Source organism: Nocardiopsis terrae (assembly GCF_014651695.1).
Classification (GTDB): domain Bacteria; phylum Actinomycetota; class Actinomycetes; order Streptosporangiales; family Streptosporangiaceae; genus Nocardiopsis; species Nocardiopsis terrae.
Map to the genome: position 1 here is coordinate 99319 of NZ_BMXJ01000008.1, position 17999 is coordinate 117317.

The window sequence follows — 17999 nt, forward strand, 5'->3', positions numbered from 1 at the left end:
ACGGGTCGGGTTCCGGTCGGGGTCCGGAACCCGGGCGCGCGTGCGGTGGAGCGGGGGACGCGGCTCGCGCGGCGGGGCCGCACCGCCGGAGGAGCCGGGTGTGCGCCGACGCGGGGAACGTTAGGGTCGCCGCATGTCTGCACACCACCATGACGAACTCCCCCCGCGACTGCGGGCGATCGCCGACCTGACCCCCGGGGCCATGCGGGAGGGCGCGGGGATGCACGAGTACGACGGCAGGGCCGCCGACCTCTCCCCGCAGGGCGTGCGCACCGGCCTGGAGGCCCTGGGCGGCGCACCCCTGGACGACCCGCACGACGAGGCACACCTGTGCGCCGCCGAGGCGGGGCTGCGTTTCGAGCTGGGCGAGCTGGAGTGGCACCGGAGGAACCCGCTCCACCACATCGGTGAGATGGACGTCTCCTCCTACGAACGCGGGTACGCGCCCAGGGCCGAGCGCGACGCCGCGCGGATCGCTCACCTGAAGCTCTGGCCGGCCCTGGCCGACAACGCGGTCGCCGCGCTGGACCGGCTCTCCGCACCCGTCGCGCGTTCCCTGCTCGGTGCTGTGCGCGGAGTCGCCGAAGGCCTCCCGGGCGACCTCCCCGACGACGTGCGCCGCGACGCCCTGACGGCCCACGCCAGGCTGGTCGCGCATGTGGCGGAGGCGGTCGAGAACGGCTCGGAGGACGCCGGCCTGGGCGCTGAGGCGCTCAGCCTGCTGATGGGGACCGGGGAGGCCGTGGAGGTCGACCTCACCGACCTCGCCGCGCGTGCCGACGCCGAGCGCGACCGCCTGCGGGCCAGGCTCGCCGAGGCCACCGGGCGGCTCGCCCCCGGGCGCGACCCGATGGAGTTCAGCCGCGAACTCACCCGCCGGCACCCTGACACCGAGGGGGTCCTCGACGCTGCCCGCCGGTGGACCGGGATCGCCGTCGACTTCACCGAGGAGCGCCGACTCGCGCCCTACGGCGACGGCGAGTGCAGGGTCGACGTGCCGCCGCCCGCCATGCGCTGGGCCACCGCGATGATGGTGTGGTCCGGTCCCTGGGAGCGGGACACCCCGTCGTTCTACTACATCACCCCGCCCGCTCCCGAGCTGTCGGAGGAGGAGGCCTCGGAGTGGCTGGAGCAGTTCAGCCACACCACCCTCCCGGCGGTGAGCGTCCACGAGGTCGCCCCCGGCCACTACTCGCACGGGCGTGCCCTGCGCCGGGCGCCGAGCCCGGTCCGGCGCGCCCTGCAGTCCATGACCTTCGCCGAGGGCTGGGCGCACTACGCCGAGGAGATGTGCCTGGAGGAGGGGTTCGGGGAGTACGCGGCCGCACGGGTCGGCGATCCCGACTGGACCGCCGACCACTACGAGATCGGGGTGTGGATCGAGGCCCTCATCCGCGTCACCCGGCTGTCGGTGGCCATCGGCATGCACACCGGACGGATGAGGGTGGAGGAGGGCGCGGCACGTTTCGCCGAGGACACCCCGCTCCAGGGGCCGGCGGCGGTGGCCGAGGCGCAGCGGGCCACCTTCGACCCCACCTACGGGCGCTACACCTGGGGGAAGCTGGAGATCCTGGCGCTGCGTGAACGTGCACGGCAGCAGTGGGGGAGCGGCTTCTCGCTGCCGCGCTTCCACCGCGCCCTGCTGGAGCTCGGCTCGCCGCCCCTGGGGCTGATCGGCGCGGCCCTGGACGGCTGACCGTCCGCCGACCGGCCCCGGGGACTCAGGGCCCCGGGGCCTCCCGTCTGGGCAGCCCCAGTTCGGTCAGAGCCGCACGCACCCGGCCCCGGCCCTTCTCCAGCGCCCTCGCTGCGGTCGTGGCGTCCACCCCGGCCAACAGCGAGACCAACGCCACCCGGGTGTCTCCCCCGGCCGCCGTCAGCGCCTCGGCACAGGCCTGTTCCTCCGAGCCGGTGGCCTCGACCAGGATGGTGACCACCCGGCCGCGGAGCTTGCCGTTGCTGGCGTCCACGCCCACCATCAGGTTCGAGTACGTCCGCCCCACGCGCACCATCACCGCGGTCGAGAACGCGTTCAGCAGCAGCTTCTGCGCGGTCCCCGCCTTCATCCGGGTCGAACCGGCGATCACCTCGGCCCCCGTGGACACACCCACGTGCACGTCGGCGACCGCGGCCAACGGGGCATCGGGGTTCGCGCTGATCAGTACCGTGCCGGCCGACCCCTCCCGGGCCGCCTCGAGGGCGCCGCCCACGTAGGGGGTCCGTCCGCTCGCGGCCAGGCCGACCGCCAGCGAACCGGGGGCCACCCCCGCGGCGTCGATCCGCCCCGACTCCCAGTCGTCCTCGATCCCCTCCACGGCCCGGGCCAGGGCTTCGCCGCCGCCGGCGTGGTGGGCCACCACCCAGTCCGCGGGCACACCGTAGGTCGGGGGGAGTTCCGCGGCGTCCTGGGCCGCGATCCGCCCCGAGGTGCCGGCTCCGAAGTAGTGGATGGACGCCCCCCGTTCCAACGCGGCCACCCCCAGTTCCACGGCACGGGCCAACTCCGGCAGCACCGCGCCCACGGCTGCCGCGACGGTGGCGTCCGCGGCGTTGATCTTCCGGAGGACGTCCAGGGCCGGGAGCAGGTCGATGTCGTAGGTGTCGGGGTTGCGGGCCTCGGTGGGCGCCCGCACGATCACGGCTTCACCGTCCTCGGGGCCCCGGCTGCCCGGTCCCCGGTCCTGTGGGTTCTGTTCCCTGCCGCCGTGCACTGCGCTCTCCTGTCCGGTCCGCACCCGTGTTCGTCCTTCCGTTCGGCCGCACCGGGCCGCGCCCGGACGAGCGGACCACGGAACCGACGCGGGTGGCGGGTCAGTCGTCGTTTCCGGTGGTGCCGTCGTTGCCGTCGGTGCGGGCTGCCGGGCCCCCGCGTCCCGGATCGGCGGCGGGGGCCTCGCTCCGCCGGCGTCTGCGGTCGTCGCTGAGCCGCAGACCGCGCACCGCCTCGTAGGTGGTCTCCAGAGCTGTCCGGCTGTCCGTGTAGCGGATCTGCGCCAACCCGACGAAGAGGCAGTCCACCACCGTCAGCTGGGCCAGACGGGAGGCCGTGGCCCCCGACCGGAACAGGGTCTCCCGCGCCGCGGTGGTGAGTACGTGGTCGGCGAAACCGATCGGTGACCGGGGGAAGTTGGTGATCGCCACCGTCCGCGCGCCCCGGCGGCCCGCCTCGGTCAGCGCCTGGACGGTGTCGATGGTGGTGCCGCTGTGCGAGATACCGATCGCGACGTCGCCCTCCTCCAACAGGGCCGCGCTCGTCAGCATCACGTGCGCGTCCGACCAGGCGAACGACGTCAGGCCGATCCGGTGCAGCTTCTGCTGGAGGTCGGCGCCCACGAACGCGCTCGCCCCCACCCCGTACACGTCGATCCGCCGCGCGTTCGACATGGCGTCGATGGCCGCACGCAGGACCTCCACGTCCATGGCGGCGCCGGTCTCCTCCACGGCGCGTGCGTCGGTGTAGGCGATCTTCTGGACGACGGTCACCAGGGTGTCGTCGGGGTTGATGTCGCTGGCCAGTTCGGGGGCGTTGGTACGGGCGCCCCGGGCCTGTCCGGCTTCGGTGGCCAGCGCCAGTCGCAGTTCCCGGTAGCCGCTGAAGTCGATGGTGCGGCAGAACCGGATAACCGTGGCCTCGGAGGTCGCGCAGTCCTTGGCCAGCTGGGTGATCGAGGAGGCAGCGGCCCGTTCGGGGTCGTCGATGACCCGTTGCGCCACCCGCTGCTCGGCGGGGGCCAGCGAGGGGAGCAACGACCGGATCCGGAGGACCGTCGTGGGGACCTGTGACTGGGAGGCATCACCCCGGCTCGAACGGTCGCCAGAAGGCTTCGGAGTATGCGCCATGGAGGAAAGTTTCTTTCGGTCGTGGTTCAGAGTCAACGTACTGACGGGAAAAACCGGGAGAATCAAGGATTTCAAGGGACGGTCCGCACGGCAAGTGCCCCGGCCCGCTGCGTGCTCCCAGCTCAGAAAGTCCCCGGGCAGGTGGGCGGAGCGTACCCGCACGGCGCGTCCGGACCGGTCCGGACGGTGGCGGGGGCGGGCCCGGCGCACGGTCAGCGGCCCGGAGGGCAGCCGTGTCGCGCGCCGGGCCCGGGGAGGGCACGGCCGCGGGGAAGTACCGACCGGGCTCCGCCCCGGGCCGAGTCTTCGGGTCCGGTCTTACGGTCGGCTTTCATTCGGAGGGGATCCCGTCTGCCGGTACGTCCGGTGGGGAGGGCGGCAACGAGGGGTTTTCGGAAAATCCGGGTCCCGTTCGCCCCAACGGAGGGTTCGGAGATCCGCCGGATCTGCTTCGGGGGGTGCTCAGTGGTCGGATGAGTCGCTAGTGTCAAGGCCATGACGCAGAACAACGATCCCAACATGGACCCGGCGGGTACCACGCAGCACTTCCGCCGTTTCGTCGACGAAAACCCCGAGCCCGAGGAGGCCCCGCGCCGCCCGATCCTGCCGCTGGCACTGGCGGGCGTCGGTGTCGTTCTGGCCATCGCCATCATCGCCGCCCTGGTCATCGCCTTCCTTTAGGCGCCCGAGTCCTCGCGTGACGTGCGGGTTCAGGCGAGAGCCGCGGTGTGACGGGTCCGACCCCGGCCGACCCCGAAACCTGTTCGCGGCCACCCTTCGGTCCTGCTAGAGTTAACTCCGTTGCCGCGAAGGACCGCAGGGTCCGGGCGGAGACGGGCGTCATTAGCTCAGTTGGTCAGAGCAGCTGACTCTTAATCAGCGGGTCCGGGGTTCGAGTCCCTGATGACGCACAGAACACGGCCCCGGTCGGAGGACGCCACGTCCACCGGCCGGGGTCTTTCGCGTGTGCGGCCGGACGCCCCGTGTCCTGGCACACATCGTGCCCGTGATGGCTCCCGGCACTCCGAAGTTCCGGTAGAGTTAACTCCGTTGCCGCGAAGGACCGCAGGGTCCGGGCGGAGACGGGCGCCATTAGCTCAGTTGGTCAGAGCAGCTGACTCTTAATCAGCGGGTCCGGGGTTCGAGTCCCTGATGGCGCACAGTACGAGACCCCGGTCGGAGGACGCCACGTCCACCGGCCGGGGTCTTTCGCGTCCCACCACCCCCGCCCCCCGGTCGGGCGTCCCCGGCGGCGCCGGTGCGCGGTCCGCACGCCCCCGAATGTCGTTGCGGCGTGGGAGGATCCCGATGCCCCCGATTTCCGCTGCCGAAAAACCACGGAACCGGTTCGCCCGTACCCTTTCCCGCCGCTTTCCCGGTCAGTCCCCGATGACGTGAACCCGTTTGGAGTTCGGTCCTGTGACGGTGGCGTTTCCCAGGTCAGACATGTTGTTATGACTTCGTTCAATCACAATGGGTATTCACTCATGAGTCATTAGTGATGGTTCAAAACCAGATTGACATCGCACATCTTCTGGTGAAATCTTTTCACGTCCGCCACTCCTCTCGGCGAGATCCCCACCACGAAGAAAATCCGGAGCACCCTCATGCCCACATCCCCCGCTGTCCGCACCGCCTTCCGCACGGCCCTTGCAGCCGGCGCGGTCGTCAGCCTCTCCGCCTGCGGCCTGCTCACCTCCTACTTCGGGGCCGGCAACGTCCATGAGATCGCGGTCGGTGACTGCTTCAACGAGAGCGAGATCCAGACCGCCTTCTCCGAGGGGGAGGTGAGCGACATTCCGCTGGTCGAGTGCAGCGAGCCGCACGACTCCGAGGTCTTCCACACCGAGGACCTCCCCGAGGGTGACTTCCCGGGGGAGGCGTCCCTGGAGGCGTCCCTGGACGAGATCTGCACCGGCAGCGCCTTCGAGGAGTTCGTCGGCATCGACTACGCGGAGTCCGAGCTCTACGTCAGCGGTCTCATGCCGACCTCCCAGACCTGGGAGCGCTTCGACGACCGCGAGATCCTCTGCTACGTCCTGACCGAAGGCGAGCCCGTCAGCGAAAGCCTGGAGGGCGCCAACCGCTGACCCGCTCGGCGGCGGCGGGCCCGTGGCCGACGGCCCGGCCCGCCCCCGTTCGCGAACCGGTTCCCCCTTTCGGGGCCGGTTCGCGGACGGGACGAAACCTTCTCCCTCCCGGGCGCATCTGGATAGGTGACGCCGGTCCCCTCTTCCGCGTCGGTGTGCGACCAACGATCCAGTGGAGCAGTCATGTTGTCCGAAGCGCGCCACCCCCTGCCCGGCCGTATCGCCCTGACGGCCGCGGCCGCCGGCGCCGCCCTGTCCCTCTCGGCGTGCGGTCTGCCCCTGCTGCCGCCGGCCTTCAGCAATGACGGCGTCGATTCCTCCCCGGTGGCGGAGCCGGAGCCGACGGAGACCGGGGAGCCCACCCAGGCGCCGGAGCCCGAGCCGACCGGGACGCCGGAGCCGACCGTCGATCCCGAGGACCAGGACGTCAACGTGCTGGTCGTGGGGGACTGCCTGAACGAGATGGAGGTCGGCTACGACGACTCCGTCAGCACCGTGCCGATCATCGACTGCTCGGAGCCGCACGACCTCGAGGTCTACCACGGGGGTTCGTTGGACAGCGGGCTCGACTATCCGGGCGAGGACGAGGTCGTCGCACTGGTCAACGAGGGCTGCCACGAGGCATTCGAGGCCTTCGTCGGGATCCCCGCCGAGGAGTCGGTGCTGAACCTGCAGACGCTCTTCCCGATGGAGGAGGGCTGGGCGGCGGGCGAGCGCGAGTACCTCTGCCTCGTCGGTCAGTTCGACGAGCGGACGACCGGTTCCCTGGAGGGCTCCGGCCTCTAGGACCGCCGCCCCCGGCGACCCGCGGAACGTGAACGGCCCGCGCCATCGAACGGCGCGGGCCGTCGTCGTGTCCCGGCGGAGCGAAGCACCCCTCGGTGGCGGAGGCGGTGACAGCCCCTTGCAGCGGATGCGGCCGGATTCGGCCACGAATCACTCGGTCATATGGGGTTTTTGTCATTTTTTGTTCTTTTCGTGATGCCGATCGGGTCGCGCAGAAGACGCCGTTTGGTCACGGGGGTGGTGTGCGCCACAGGGGTGGGGCTACCGTGATGTTTTATTAGGAAAGTTTCCTAATAAAAAGATGGTCCCCCACAGCACCGCCGCACCCCCTGCTCGAAGGAGCCCCGTGGCCACCGAAACCGCGGCCGCCCCGCCACCGGACACCGGTGAAACCGGGCCCGCAACCCCCCGGAAGCCGGGAACCGTTCTGAAGCGGCTCTGGCGCAACTACGTCTTCGTGAAGGTCCGCAAGGCCCTCGTCGTGGTCTTCGTGGTCGCCAACGCGACGTTCTTCCTGGGCCGCGCGATGCCGGGCGACCCCATCGACGTGATGGCGGGGCGCCTCACCCAGGGCGGCATGTCGATGAACGAGGCCCGGGCCATCGCGATGAACTCGTTGGCCTACGACCCCGACGCCCCCCTCCTCCAGCAGTGGTGGGAGTTCATCCGCGGGCTCCTCACCCTCGACCTCGGCGACACCATCAACCGCCCCGGTTTCAGCGTCACTGACGCCATCGGCGCCTACCTCCCCTGGACCCTCTTCAGCATCGGTGTCGGGACCCTCGCCGCCATCGCCCTGGGACTCAGCCTCGGCATGGTCATGGCCTACCGCCGCAACAGGCTGCTCGACCACGTCCTCAGCGTCCTCGCCTCGGTCCTGGGCGCCGTCCCGAACTACCTCATCGCGATGGTGCTCGTCGTCGGCGGCGGCATGTACCTGGGCTGGTTCAACCCGATCGAACTCCGGGGCACCCTCAGCCCCGGCGTCCGACCCGGCTTCACCGCCGAGTTCGTCGGCGACGCGTTCTTCCACGCGGCCCTGCCGATCCTCACCTACGTGCTCGCCATCGTCGGCACCTGGATGCTCATCATGAAGGCCTCCACCACCGAGGTGCTCAGCGAGGACTACGTGACCGTCGCCCGGGCCCGCGGACTCCGGGACGGCCGCATCGCCACCGCCTACGTCGGCCGCAACGCCGTCCTGCCGCTGGTCGCCCAGATCGCGATCTCCTTCGGGACCCTCGTCGGCGGCGCGATCTTCGTCGAACAGGTCCTGGTCTACAAGGGGGTCGGCGGTCTGCTGCTCGACGCGGTCAACTACCGCGACTACCCCCTCCTGCAGGGGCTGCTCATCATCATCACCTCGTGCGTGGTGATCGCCAACCTCGTCGCGGACCTGCTCTACAGCAGGCTCGACCCGCGCATCCGGAAGTAGGGGGACGCACGCATGGCCGTCACCACAGCAAGCCCGCCCGCCGCGGGCGTCTGGGGCTCCATCTGGCAGGGGATCACCCGCAGCACGAGCGGGTTCGTCGGGCTTTGCCTGGTCCTCGGCGTCCTGCTGTTCTCCTTCGTGGGCCCCCTGTTCGTCGACCCCCACAACCCCACGGACGTCACCAGGATCTGGGGTCCGATGAGCTCCGAGCACTGGCTCGGAACCAACCACGAGGGCAAGGACACCCTCACCCAGCTCGTCCTGGGCGGCCGAGAACCCATCTGGGTCGGAGTCACGGCCGCCCTCATCACCGTCGCCATCGCCGTCGTCCTCGGCGCGGTCGCCGGTTACGTCCGGGGAAGGGTCGACCACTTCCTGCTCCAGCTGACCGACATCACGATGACCATCCCCTTCATCGTCCTGATGCTGGTCATCGCCTCCTTCTACCGCACCTCCTCCCCGCTGGTCGTCTCCTTCATCATCGGCCTGGTCACCTGGCCCTACCTGATGCGGTCGATCCGGGCGCAGGTGCTCACCCTGAAGGAACGCGAGTTCATCGAGGCCGCGCGCCTCCAGGACCTGGGCACCGCGCGCATCCTCCTCATCGAGGTGCTGCCCAACATGGCGGGCTACATCTTCATCAACTTCATCATCGCCATCACCAACGCCATCTACGCGGTCGTCGGCATGTACCTGCTCGGCCTCCTGCCCAGCACCGCGGACAACTGGGGGCTGATGATCCAGCAGGCCTGGGACAACAACGCCTTCCTCCTGCCCCAGGCCGCTCCCTTCCTCGTCGCCCCGATGGTGATGATCATGCTCTTCCAGATCGGGCTGGTCACCATGACCCGCTCCCTGGAACAGGCCCTCAACCCACGACTCCGGGACAGGTGAGCCCCGTGAACGACCTCCCCGCCGCCCCGGACGCCCCCGACGGCGCCCTGCTGTCCGTACGCGGAGTCGACGTCGGCTACCGCACCGGACGCAGGAGCCGGGTCACCGCCGTCCACGACGTCTCCTTCGACCTGTACCCCGGACAGTCCATGGCACTGGTCGGCGAGTCCGGATGCGGCAAGACCACCCTCGGCCTCGCACTCCTCCGGCTGCTCCCGCGCACCGGGGTGGTCTCCGGGGGCGAGATCCTCTTCCGCCGCAAGGACGGCACCCGCGTCGACGTGCGCACCCTGGAGAAGGAGAGACTGCGCCGCTTCCGCTGGAACGAGGCGGCCATGGTCTTCCAGGGCGCCATGAACGCCTTCAACCCGGTGCTCAGGATCGAGGACCACTTCCTCGACACCTTCCGCGCCCACGAGCGGGTCGGCGGGCGGCGCCCGCGCGGGGAGATCCTCGAACGCTCCGCCCGACTGCTGGAGACCGTCCGGCTCGACCCGGCCCGGGTGCTCGGCAGCTTCCCGCACGAGTTGTCCGGCGGTATGCGCCAGCGCAGCCTCATCGCCCTGGCCCTGGCGCTCGAACCCCAACTGCTGATCCTCGACGAGCCCACCACGGCCCTGGACATCCTCACCCAGCGCTCCATCGTGGAACGCCTCACCGAACTCCGCGAGGAGCTGGGCTTCGCGATGGTCTTCATCACCCACGACCTCGGCCTCGCCGCCGAACTCGCCGACCGGGTCGGCACCATGTACGCGGGGCGGCTCATCGAGACCGGCACGACCCGCGACATCTTCCACCGCCCCCGGCACCCCTACACGTCGGCGCTGATCAACTCCGTGCCGCCGGTCGCGGGCGACCTCCACGTGCCCGAGTCTCTCCCCGGCGGCCCGCCCGGCCTCAACGCCCTACCCCCTGGTTGCTCCTTCGCCCCCCGCTGCGCCCACGCCGCCGACGCCTGCACCGTCACCCGACCCGAGCTCGAAGTACTCGAACCCCGCGACGCGGGACTGAGCCACGCAGCGGCCTGCCTGCGCTCCACCGACACCGAACTCCACGCCGAGGGGGTCTTCCGTGACTGACCGGACCGCCAACCCCGACCACGCCGAACCCCGCCCCGACGAACCCCCGGTGCTGGCCCTCAGAGGCGTCCGACAGGTCTTCGACACCCCCCGTGGTGACGTCCCCGCCGTCGCCGGGGTCGACCTGGAGGTGCGCCGCGGCCAGGTGCTCTGCCTGGTCGGGGAGTCCGGCTGCGGCAAGACCACCACCGCCCGCATGGCGGCCGCGCTGGCCGGCCCCACGTCGGGGTCCGTGCTGTTCCGCGGCAGGGACGTGGCGGAGATGGACCGGAAGGAGCGGGCCGCATTCCGGCACTCGGTCCAGTACATCCACCAGGACCCCTACGCCTCCCTGAACCCGGTGCGCACCGTCCTGTCCACGGTCTCCGCCGGTCTGCGCCGCCACGGGGCGGTCAGGGGCCGCCGCGAGGCCCGTCGCGCGGTCACCGAACTGCTGGAGCGCGTCGACCTCACACCGGCCGAGGACTACCTGGACAAGTACCCCCACCAGATGTCCGGCGGCCAGCGCCAGCGCGTCGCCGTGGCCCGGGCCCTGGCGATGAACCCCGAGGTGATCATCGCCGACGAGTCCACGTCGATGCTGGACGTGTCCATCCGGGTCAGCCTCCTGAACACCCTCGGCAGGCTCCGCGACGAACTCGGCGTGGGCTTCCTGTTCATCACCCACGACCTCGCCGTGGCCAAGTACTTCGCCTGGCGGGGCGAGATCGCGGTCATGTACCTCGGCAGGGTCGTGGAGCACGGGCCCACCCCGCAGGTGGTCAACGACCCCCAGCACCCCTACACCAGGGCGCTCGTCTCCGCGGTCTGCGAACCGGACCCCGACCTGGCCGGGACCAGGGAGCGGGTGCGGCTGCGCAGCGACGACATCCCCGACCTCACCGCCCTGCCGCCGGGCTGCGACTTCCACCCGCGCTGCCCGAGCTACGTCCAGGGCAGCTGTGACACCGAGCGCCCCCCGCTGGTCCGCAGCCACGACCGGCTGCTGGCCTGCCACGTCCTCACCCGGGGGTGAGGTGACCTGTTGCCCCTCATCGGACGCTTCGGCCTGTTCACCGGAGCCTTCCTCACCCTCGCCTGCACCCTCACGGCCGTGTTCACGTCCCCCGGGACGGCCGAGTTCACGATCAGCGTCCTCACCGTCGGTGTCGGCCTGCTCGTGTTCGTCCTCGGCCTGCTCGCCCTCCTCCTGGAAAGGAAGCGTCAAGAATGACCCCCACCCCCCAGAGCAACACCCTCCTGCAGGATCTGAGCAGGCGGCGCCTGCTCAGGGCAGTCGGCTTCAGCACCGTCGGCGCGGCGGGCGCCGGCGTCCTGTCCGCCTGCTCCGGCGGCGACAGCGCGAACTCCGGGACCACGCGGTTCACCGGGGTCTTCGACTTCGACCTGGACTCCCAGACCCGCAACGTGCACGTCGAGGACGGCGCGCTCCTGCTCAACTCCGTCTACAAGGACCTGTTCCTGTGCACGGGCGCCGTCTTCAACTGGAGCACCCACGAGTGGGACTACCTCCTGCTCGAAGGGCACGAGTGGGACGGCGACAACCTCGTGGTGTCCCTGCGTCCGGACCTGAAGTGGAGCGACGGCAGCGATCTCAACGCCGACGACATGGTCCGCAGCTACGCGATGCGCGTCCTGGAGGCACCGTCCTGGGGTACCGGCTTTCCCCAGGTTCAGGACCTGGAGAAACTCGACGAGCTGAGTGTTCGCCTGGGCTTCGAGGACCCGTTCCCCAACATCGAGCGCAGCATTCTCAAACACCGCATCGTCTCCAAGATCACCTACGACGGTTTCGGTGAGCGTGCGCTGGAGATGGTCAACGACGGGGTCCGTCAGGGCGACGACGAGCACCTCGAGTGGAACGCCGAGTTCATCGAGTTCAACCCGGACTCGATCATCTGCAGCGGTCCTTACCGGTTCGACGAGGCGCAGATGTCGGACGCGCGGATCACGCTGGTGCGCAACGAGGACGGCTACCAGGGCACCGAGGTCAAGTTCGACGAGGTCGTCATCCACAAGGGCGACAACCGCCAGTCGGCCCTGCTCGTACAGCAGGGCGAGATCGACTACTCCACCCTGGCACCCTCCGCCGCCGACCAGCAGGCCTTCCAGAGCGTGGAGGGCTTCCGCTGGATCGAGCACGCCGGTTACGACGGCTGCGGCATCATGTTCAACCACAGGGCCAAGCCGGAGGTCCAGGACGTGCGGGTGCGCAAGGCGCTCGCCTACGTCCTCGACGGGGACCAGATCGGCCAGGTGGCCCGCGGTGAGGCCTACACCCGGGTCACGCACTACGCGGGGCTGGCCGACCGCCAGGCCGAGGAGATCTTCACCGCGCAGGAGCTCGAGGGTTTCGAGACCTTCGACCAGGACCAGGACAGGGCCGCGGAGCTGCTGGAGGAGGCCGGCTGGACCAAGGAGGACGGAAAGTGGTACCTCCCCGACGGTGACGAGGCCAGCTTCGAGGTCATCGGCGTCGCCGGATGGGGTGACTTCGAGCTGACCGCCACCCAGGTCGAGGAGGCCTGGAACGACTTCGGCATCAGGACCGTGGCGCGCAACGTCCCCCAGGACAACCCGTGGGGCATCTGGGGCGCCGGTGACTTCGAGGTCGCCGTCCGCCACTGGGGGAACCCGGAGCAGCCCGACTACTGGGGCGCCTTCGAGATGAACTTCATGACGGAGAACGCGGGCACCGAGGACTCTCCGGGCCAGGGGTTCGACCTCCAGGTGGAGAGCCCCTCCCAGGGGGAGGTGGACCTGGCGGAGCTGGTGGACGTCGCCAGGCGGGCCGAGACCGAGGAGGAGCAGTTGGAGGCGTTGAAGACGATGTCGATCGTCTTCAACGAACTGCTGCCGCGCATCCCGATCTGGACCTACAAGTACCTCGCCCCGGCGGTCGAGGGGGTGCGGGTCGAGGAGTTCCCCACCGACACCCCCACCTCGCAGAACGAGCAGTACCAGGACAACCACATCATCCTCGCGCTGATCCAGGGTGAGCTGTCCCCGGTCGAGGACTGACACCCGGGAGCGTCCACCGGGCAGGTCGTCCCGACGGACGCCGCGGTCCCTCCCGACGGACGGCCGGGGAGACCCGGGGGAGGGGCGGTGGCGGCGGGGCGGGTGCCTTCGGGCCCCGCCCCGTACCTGTGCCCGGGACATTACGGGCATGCTCGACTTCATCCCCCTGCGGTCCGTTTGTGCGCGTTCGGGGCCGGGGAATGTAGTCTCCCGATCGTCCGCCCCCCACGACGTGCCAGCGCTGTCCGTCGTTCCCGGGGGGATCCGGTCGGAGTCCCTGTGCTTTCCGGGTCCGTTCCCCCGGCGCCCGGGTCGCACGTGCATCCGCCTGACCGTCGGCACCGGCGTCGGCGCGTGCACCGGCACACGCGTCCGCTCGTACCCCTGTCCGCTCCGACCCCCCGACCCCCGCCCCCCTGTTCCCGGCCCTCGAAAGGACTGGTGCGCCATGCCCAAGGACCTGTACGAACTCGGAGAGGTTCCGCCCCTGGGCCACGTGCCCGCGCGGATGCACGCCTTCACCATCCGGAGGGAGCGCTACGGCACGCCCCGCGAGGCCTTCGCCCGCGAGGTCGTTCCGGTGCCCGAGCTCAGGCCCGGCCACGTCCTCGTGTACACGATGGCCGCGGGCATCAACTACAACAACGTCTGGGCGGCCAAGGGGCACCCGGCCGACGTGATCGCCGCCCGGGAGAAGGCGGGGGCGACCGACGAGTACCACATCGGCGGCTCGGACGGCTCCGGGGTGGTCTGGGCCGTGGGTGAGGGCGTGCGCGGTGTCGAGGTCGGCGACCACGTCATCCTCGCCTCAGGGCAGTGGGACGAGAGCTCGGACGACATCCGGATGGGCGGCGACCCCATCGCCTCGAAGAGCATGCGGGTGTGGGGCTACGAGCACAACTACGGCTCCTTCGGCCAGTTCACCCTGGTGCAGGACGTCCAGTGCCACCGCAAGCCGGAGCGGATGCCCTGGGACGTGGCGGGCGGTTTCCTGGCCAGCGCCGCCACCTCCTACCGGCAGCTCTTCGGCTGGGAGCCCAACGTCGTGCGCCCCGGCGATCCGGTGCTGATCTGGGGCGGCGCGGGCGGGCTGGGCACCTCGGCGATCCAGCTCGCCCGTCAGGTGGGCGGCAGGCCGGTCGCCGTGGTCTCCACCCCGAAGAAGGCCGAACTGTGCCGTGAACTCGGCGCGGTCGGCACGATCCTGCGCACCGAGTTCGACCACTGGGGCCGGGTGCCCGACGAGAGCGACGCCCAGGCCTTCGCCGCCTGGATGCGCGGGGCCAGGGCGTTCGGGAAGAAGTTCTGGGAGGCGTTGGGTGAGCGGCGCTCGCCCAGGATCGTCTTCGAGCACACCGGGGCCGACACCCTGCCGACCTCGCTCTACCTGTGCGACAACTCGGGAATGGTGGTGACCTGCGGGGCCACCTCGGGCTTCCAGGCCGACGTGGACCTTCGTTTCCTGTGGATGCGGCTCAAGCGCCTCCAGGGTTCGCACTTCGCCTCGCCCGCGCAGTGCCGCATGGTCATCGACCTGGTCGAGGGCGGCCAGCTCGACCCGTGTGTGACGAGGACGGTGTCCTTCGACGAGATCGGTGAGGCCCACCAGCTGCTGCACGAGAACAAGCAGCCCCCGGGCAATATGGCGGCCCTGGTCAACGCCGCCCCGGGTCAGGTCGGAATCGACCTCTAGGCGGGTCCGGGCGCCGGGTGTCGCCGAAGCGGCCGGTGAAGTGATTCTGGTGACACCCGGCAAGAATCAGACAAAATACCACAAAATACCCGGTTCTCCTTCTGGTCGAAGAGCTTATTTTTCGTTGTTTGTGCACGTCGCAAGGGTGCCGTCCGATGCTTTTCCGGTCCTTCTTCGATTCTTCTGTCAAGCTGGTCGTCCTTTGTTAGTCTGACGAACCGAACGACGGTTCTCGGTGGAAGAACAGGAATTGTGTGGAGCACGGACACATGTCCGCCTGATCGGGCGCTCTCCGACGATCACGCTGAAGGTCCGCCACACCTGTTCCCGCTGCCCCGAAAACGGTCGAGGCGTTCCCCCGGCGTTCGGGACGCCTGGTCGCACCAGTGCCCCGACGGGGCCCCGGAGTGACTTCCTCCCTGGTCAGGGCGGTGGTGCGGGGCCACCGCCAATCCGCCCACCTGATTCGAGGAGACGAGATTGTGGCACAGGCGCAGTCACCGCACGAGCGCGATGACAACCCCCTGGCCAAGATGATGTCGACGGAGGATGGGCGTGGAGCCAGGCGTGAAGGAAGGTTCCGCCGGGCCATCTCCCGGATGGTCAAGTCCCAGGAACCCCCGTCACCGGAGACCGAGCAAGGACATCCCGTGCATCAGCCCGTGCATCCGCACTCGCAGGACCCCGACCGGACGTCGGACGGCGAGGAGACATCCGCGACGGAGCCCCCCACCGGACCCTTCTCCGCGTCCGCCGAGAACGGCTACCGTCCCACACCCCGGGTGAGCGTTCCCAACCCCTACACGACCCGGAGCGTCGACGTCGACGATGTCGACACCGGCGCCAACCCGGTCGGCCAGTGGCGCGGCGTCGGACTCCACGAGCCCGAACCGCGCAGCCCGCACATCCCCGCCACCACGGACACCATGACCGACACCCCCACACCTCCAGAGCACACAGAGCGGCCCGAGGCCCCTGTGTCCCCGACGGCCTCCACGGCCCCCGACCCCGCTCCCCGCCAACGGTCCGCACCGGGGCAGGACGCGGTTCGCGAACCCCGGCGGCCCGAGGCCCGGCAGCCCGAACCCCAGCAGCCCGAACCCCAGTGGCCCGCGGCCGAGCCCGCGGCGCCCCAGCGGCAGTGGACGCCTCCCCAGGGGGACCACGCCCACCAGGGGTACGAGGAACGGCCGCAGGCACCGTACGAGCCGCCGCGCACCTCGCCCGACGCCCCCCGGGGAGCGGAGCGGGGCCGCAACACCGGGCCCGCCTACGGCCACGCTCCGCAGGGGCCCCAGCCCCACAACGGCTACCGGGAGCCGCAGGGCCACCCGGACCAGTACGGCTACCAGGGGCACCCCGGCTACCCCGAACCGCAGGGCCAACAGGGCTACCAGGGTTACCAGGGGCAGTACGGGCACCAGGGCCAGCCCGCGGCCCCGCAGCCGCCGCACGGCTACCAGTGGCCGTACCAGGAGGGCCACGCCCCGCCCGCGCCCCACCCGGGGTACCCGCGGGCCGACCACCCGGTGCCGCCGCAGCCCGCGCCGCACTACCCGGCGCCCTACCCGCCGCACCCCCAGCCGCTGCCGTACCAGAGCGCCTACCCGCCGCCCTACCAGCCGCCCGGCTACGTCTACCCGGGCCAGCCGGTGGTCTACCCGGGCCAGTTCGCCCCCTACGGCCAGTTCAACCCCTACGGGCAGCCCGTGCAGCACGTCATCGTGCTCACCGCCGGGCAGCAGCCGCAGATCGTCAGCGCCGAGTCGGCCGCCACGCTGTTCGCCGAACGCGCCGAACCGTCCCCTCCCCGGGAGGTGGGCCAGGACAAGGCGCTCCCCAGGTCCGAGGCCGAGACCGAGGCCGCCGAGGATCAGGACCGGGCCCGGGAGGAGGGCCCGGCGGAGCAGGCGGACGGGTCGGACCGGAACGGGGCCGAGGCGAAGCCGGAGAGCGCCTCCCGGGCCGGGGCCGCGGACCCGGCCGCCGAGGACGGCGCGGCCGCCTCCCGGACCGCCTCGACCGCCGACGCCGCGGCCGCCGAGTCCCCGAACGACTCGTCGGGCGACCTCCTCAACGAGGCACTCGCCGGTCTGGCCATGCGCGACCTGTCCCTGGTCGACGCGCTGCTGGAGATGGTCGAGGCACTGGAGACCGACGCCCAGGACCCCGACCTCCTCGACAAGCTCTTCCAGATCGACAACTTCGCGACCCGTATGCGACGCAACGGGGAGAACTTCCTGGTGCTGACCGGGCACGACGGCGGCGAGTCCGACGCCCACGACGAGATCGTCCCCCTGCTCGACGTCGCCCGTGCCGCGACCTCGGAGATCAAGGACTACCCCAGGGTCAGCCTGGGCAAGCTCCCGCAGACCTCCATCACCGGTCTGGCCGCCGACGACATCAGCCACCTCCTGGCCGAGCTGTTGGACAACGCCACCGCGAACTCGCCCGAGCACTCACAGGTGGTGATCAGCGCGCAGGAGCTGGAGGACGGACGCCTGATGGTCGTCGTCGAGGACGAGGGCGTGGGCATCCCCGAGACCCAGCTGGCGGAGCTCAACAGCCGCCTGGACGGGGAGCCGGTCCTGGACGACGAGGTACCCCGGCACATGGGCCTGTACGTGGCCAGCAGGATCGCGCAGAAGCACGGTCTGGAGACCCGCCTGGAGTCCCGCTCCTTCCGCGGGGTCAGCGCCTACACGATCGTCCCCAAGGGGCTCCTGCGGGTGGCCACGCCCCGGCAGCCCGGACAGACCCGAACCTCCACGATTCCCAGCGTGAGCGCTCCCGTGACACCGACCGGACCGATCCCGCAGCAGCCCGTCAACGGCAAGGGAGGCAACGGCTCCAACGGTGCCAAGCCCGCCTCGTCCGCCAGCGGGAACTCGTCGGTGACCTCCGCCGGCCTCCCCCGGCGCAGTGCCACCCCGCACGGGTCGCCGCTGCGGATGATGCCGCACCCCGGTGCGCTCTCGGATAACCCGCCGCCTCCGCCGAAGGGCCGGGAGGACACCCCGCCCAAGCTCACCGGCGAGGCCCGGGCGGAGCAGATCCGCGACGAGCTCGGCGACTTCCTCGACGGGGAACGCGCCGCCCTCGACGGTGAGGACCTCGGGGATGACAAGGAATGACCCCCCGACCAGTCGGCCCACGCACCC

At 70.5% G+C, this 17999-nt stretch carries 14 protein-coding genes and 2 tRNA genes; 14 read left to right on the forward strand and 2 right to left on the reverse strand.

The features are described 5' to 3' along the window. The first annotated feature begins 133 nt into the window (after nt 1–133). On the forward strand, nt 134–1696 hold the full coding sequence (locus tag IE195_RS22435) for a DUF885 family protein (RefSeq protein ID WP_191274908.1): 1563 nt from the start codon (nt 134–136) through the stop codon (nt 1694–1696). Nucleotides 1697–1721: 25 nt separating this feature from the next. Here the strand turns inward: IE195_RS22435 and IE195_RS22440 are convergent, their stop codons facing one another. Both IE195_RS22440 and IE195_RS22445 read right to left on the reverse strand, forming a co-directional pair. Beyond that, on the reverse strand, nt 1722–2735 hold the full coding sequence (locus IE195_RS22440; RefSeq protein ID WP_191274910.1) for an N-acetylmuramic acid 6-phosphate etherase: 1014 nt from the start codon (nt 2733–2735) through the stop codon (nt 1722–1724). Nucleotides 2736–2811: 76 nt separating this feature from the next. After that, on the reverse strand, nt 2812–3840 hold the full coding sequence (locus tag IE195_RS22445) for a MurR/RpiR family transcriptional regulator (protein WP_225942517.1): 1029 nt from the start codon (nt 3838–3840) through the stop codon (nt 2812–2814). A gap of 495 nt (nt 3841–4335) precedes the next feature. Between IE195_RS22445 and IE195_RS22450 the strand changes: the two genes are divergently transcribed. The 13 genes from IE195_RS22450 (at nt 4336) to IE195_RS22510 (ending at nt 17972) form a co-directional block, all read left to right on the forward strand. After that, nucleotides 4336–4521: a hypothetical protein gene (locus tag IE195_RS22450; RefSeq protein WP_191274912.1), complete on the forward strand. Its 186-nt coding sequence runs from the start codon at nt 4336–4338 to the stop codon at nt 4519–4521. A gap of 156 nt (nt 4522–4677) precedes the next feature. Then, nucleotides 4678–4751, forward strand: a tRNA-Lys gene (locus IE195_RS22455). A 175-nt stretch (nt 4752–4926) separates the two neighbouring features. Beyond that, a tRNA-Lys gene (locus tag IE195_RS22460) sits at nt 4927–5000 on the forward strand. A 447-nt stretch (nt 5001–5447) separates the two neighbouring features. After that, entirely contained in the window at nt 5448–5930 is a 483-nt protein-coding gene (locus tag IE195_RS22465) for a septum formation family protein (protein WP_191274914.1), read from the forward strand. A gap of 183 nt (nt 5931–6113) precedes the next feature. Beyond that, on the forward strand, nt 6114–6716 hold the full coding sequence (locus IE195_RS22470; RefSeq protein WP_191274916.1) for a septum formation family protein: 603 nt from the start codon (nt 6114–6116) through the stop codon (nt 6714–6716). A 346-nt stretch (nt 6717–7062) separates the two neighbouring features. After that, on the forward strand, nt 7063–8151 hold the full coding sequence (locus IE195_RS22475) for an ABC transporter permease (RefSeq protein ID WP_191274918.1): 1089 nt from the start codon (nt 7063–7065) through the stop codon (nt 8149–8151). A 12-nt stretch (nt 8152–8163) separates the two neighbouring features. Next, the gene (locus tag IE195_RS22480) at nt 8164–9045 is read left to right on the forward strand and encodes an ABC transporter permease (RefSeq protein ID WP_191274920.1); all 882 of its coding nucleotides are present in this window, start codon (nt 8164–8166) and stop codon (nt 9043–9045) included. 5 nt (nt 9046–9050) lie between these two features. Continuing rightward, complete coding sequence (locus tag IE195_RS22485) at nt 9051–10124, forward strand: ABC transporter ATP-binding protein (RefSeq protein ID WP_191274922.1); 1074 nt, start codon at nt 9051–9053, stop codon at nt 10122–10124. Then, nucleotides 10117–11139, forward strand: coding sequence for an ABC transporter ATP-binding protein (locus IE195_RS22490; protein ID WP_191274924.1), 1023 nt, complete (start codon nt 10117–10119; stop codon nt 11137–11139). The genes IE195_RS22485 and IE195_RS22490 overlap by 8 nt, the downstream gene beginning before the upstream one ends. 6 nt (nt 11140–11145) lie before the next feature. Next, complete coding sequence (locus IE195_RS22495; RefSeq protein WP_191275228.1) at nt 11146–11337, forward strand: hypothetical protein; 192 nt, start codon at nt 11146–11148, stop codon at nt 11335–11337. After that, nucleotides 11334–13145 (forward strand): ABC transporter substrate-binding protein, encoded by a 1812-nt coding sequence (locus IE195_RS22500; protein ID WP_191274926.1) that lies wholly within the window; start codon nt 11334–11336, stop codon nt 13143–13145. The genes IE195_RS22495 and IE195_RS22500 overlap by 4 nt, the downstream gene beginning before the upstream one ends. 448 nt (nt 13146–13593) lie before the next feature. Then, complete coding sequence (gene ccrA, locus IE195_RS22505; protein ID WP_191274936.1) at nt 13594–14838, forward strand: crotonyl-CoA carboxylase/reductase; 1245 nt, start codon at nt 13594–13596, stop codon at nt 14836–14838. A gap of 650 nt (nt 14839–15488) precedes the next feature. Further along, nucleotides 15489–17972 (forward strand): ATP-binding protein, encoded by a 2484-nt coding sequence (locus IE195_RS22510; RefSeq protein ID WP_229826392.1) that lies wholly within the window; start codon nt 15489–15491, stop codon nt 17970–17972. Nucleotides 17973–17999 lie beyond the last annotated feature (27 nt).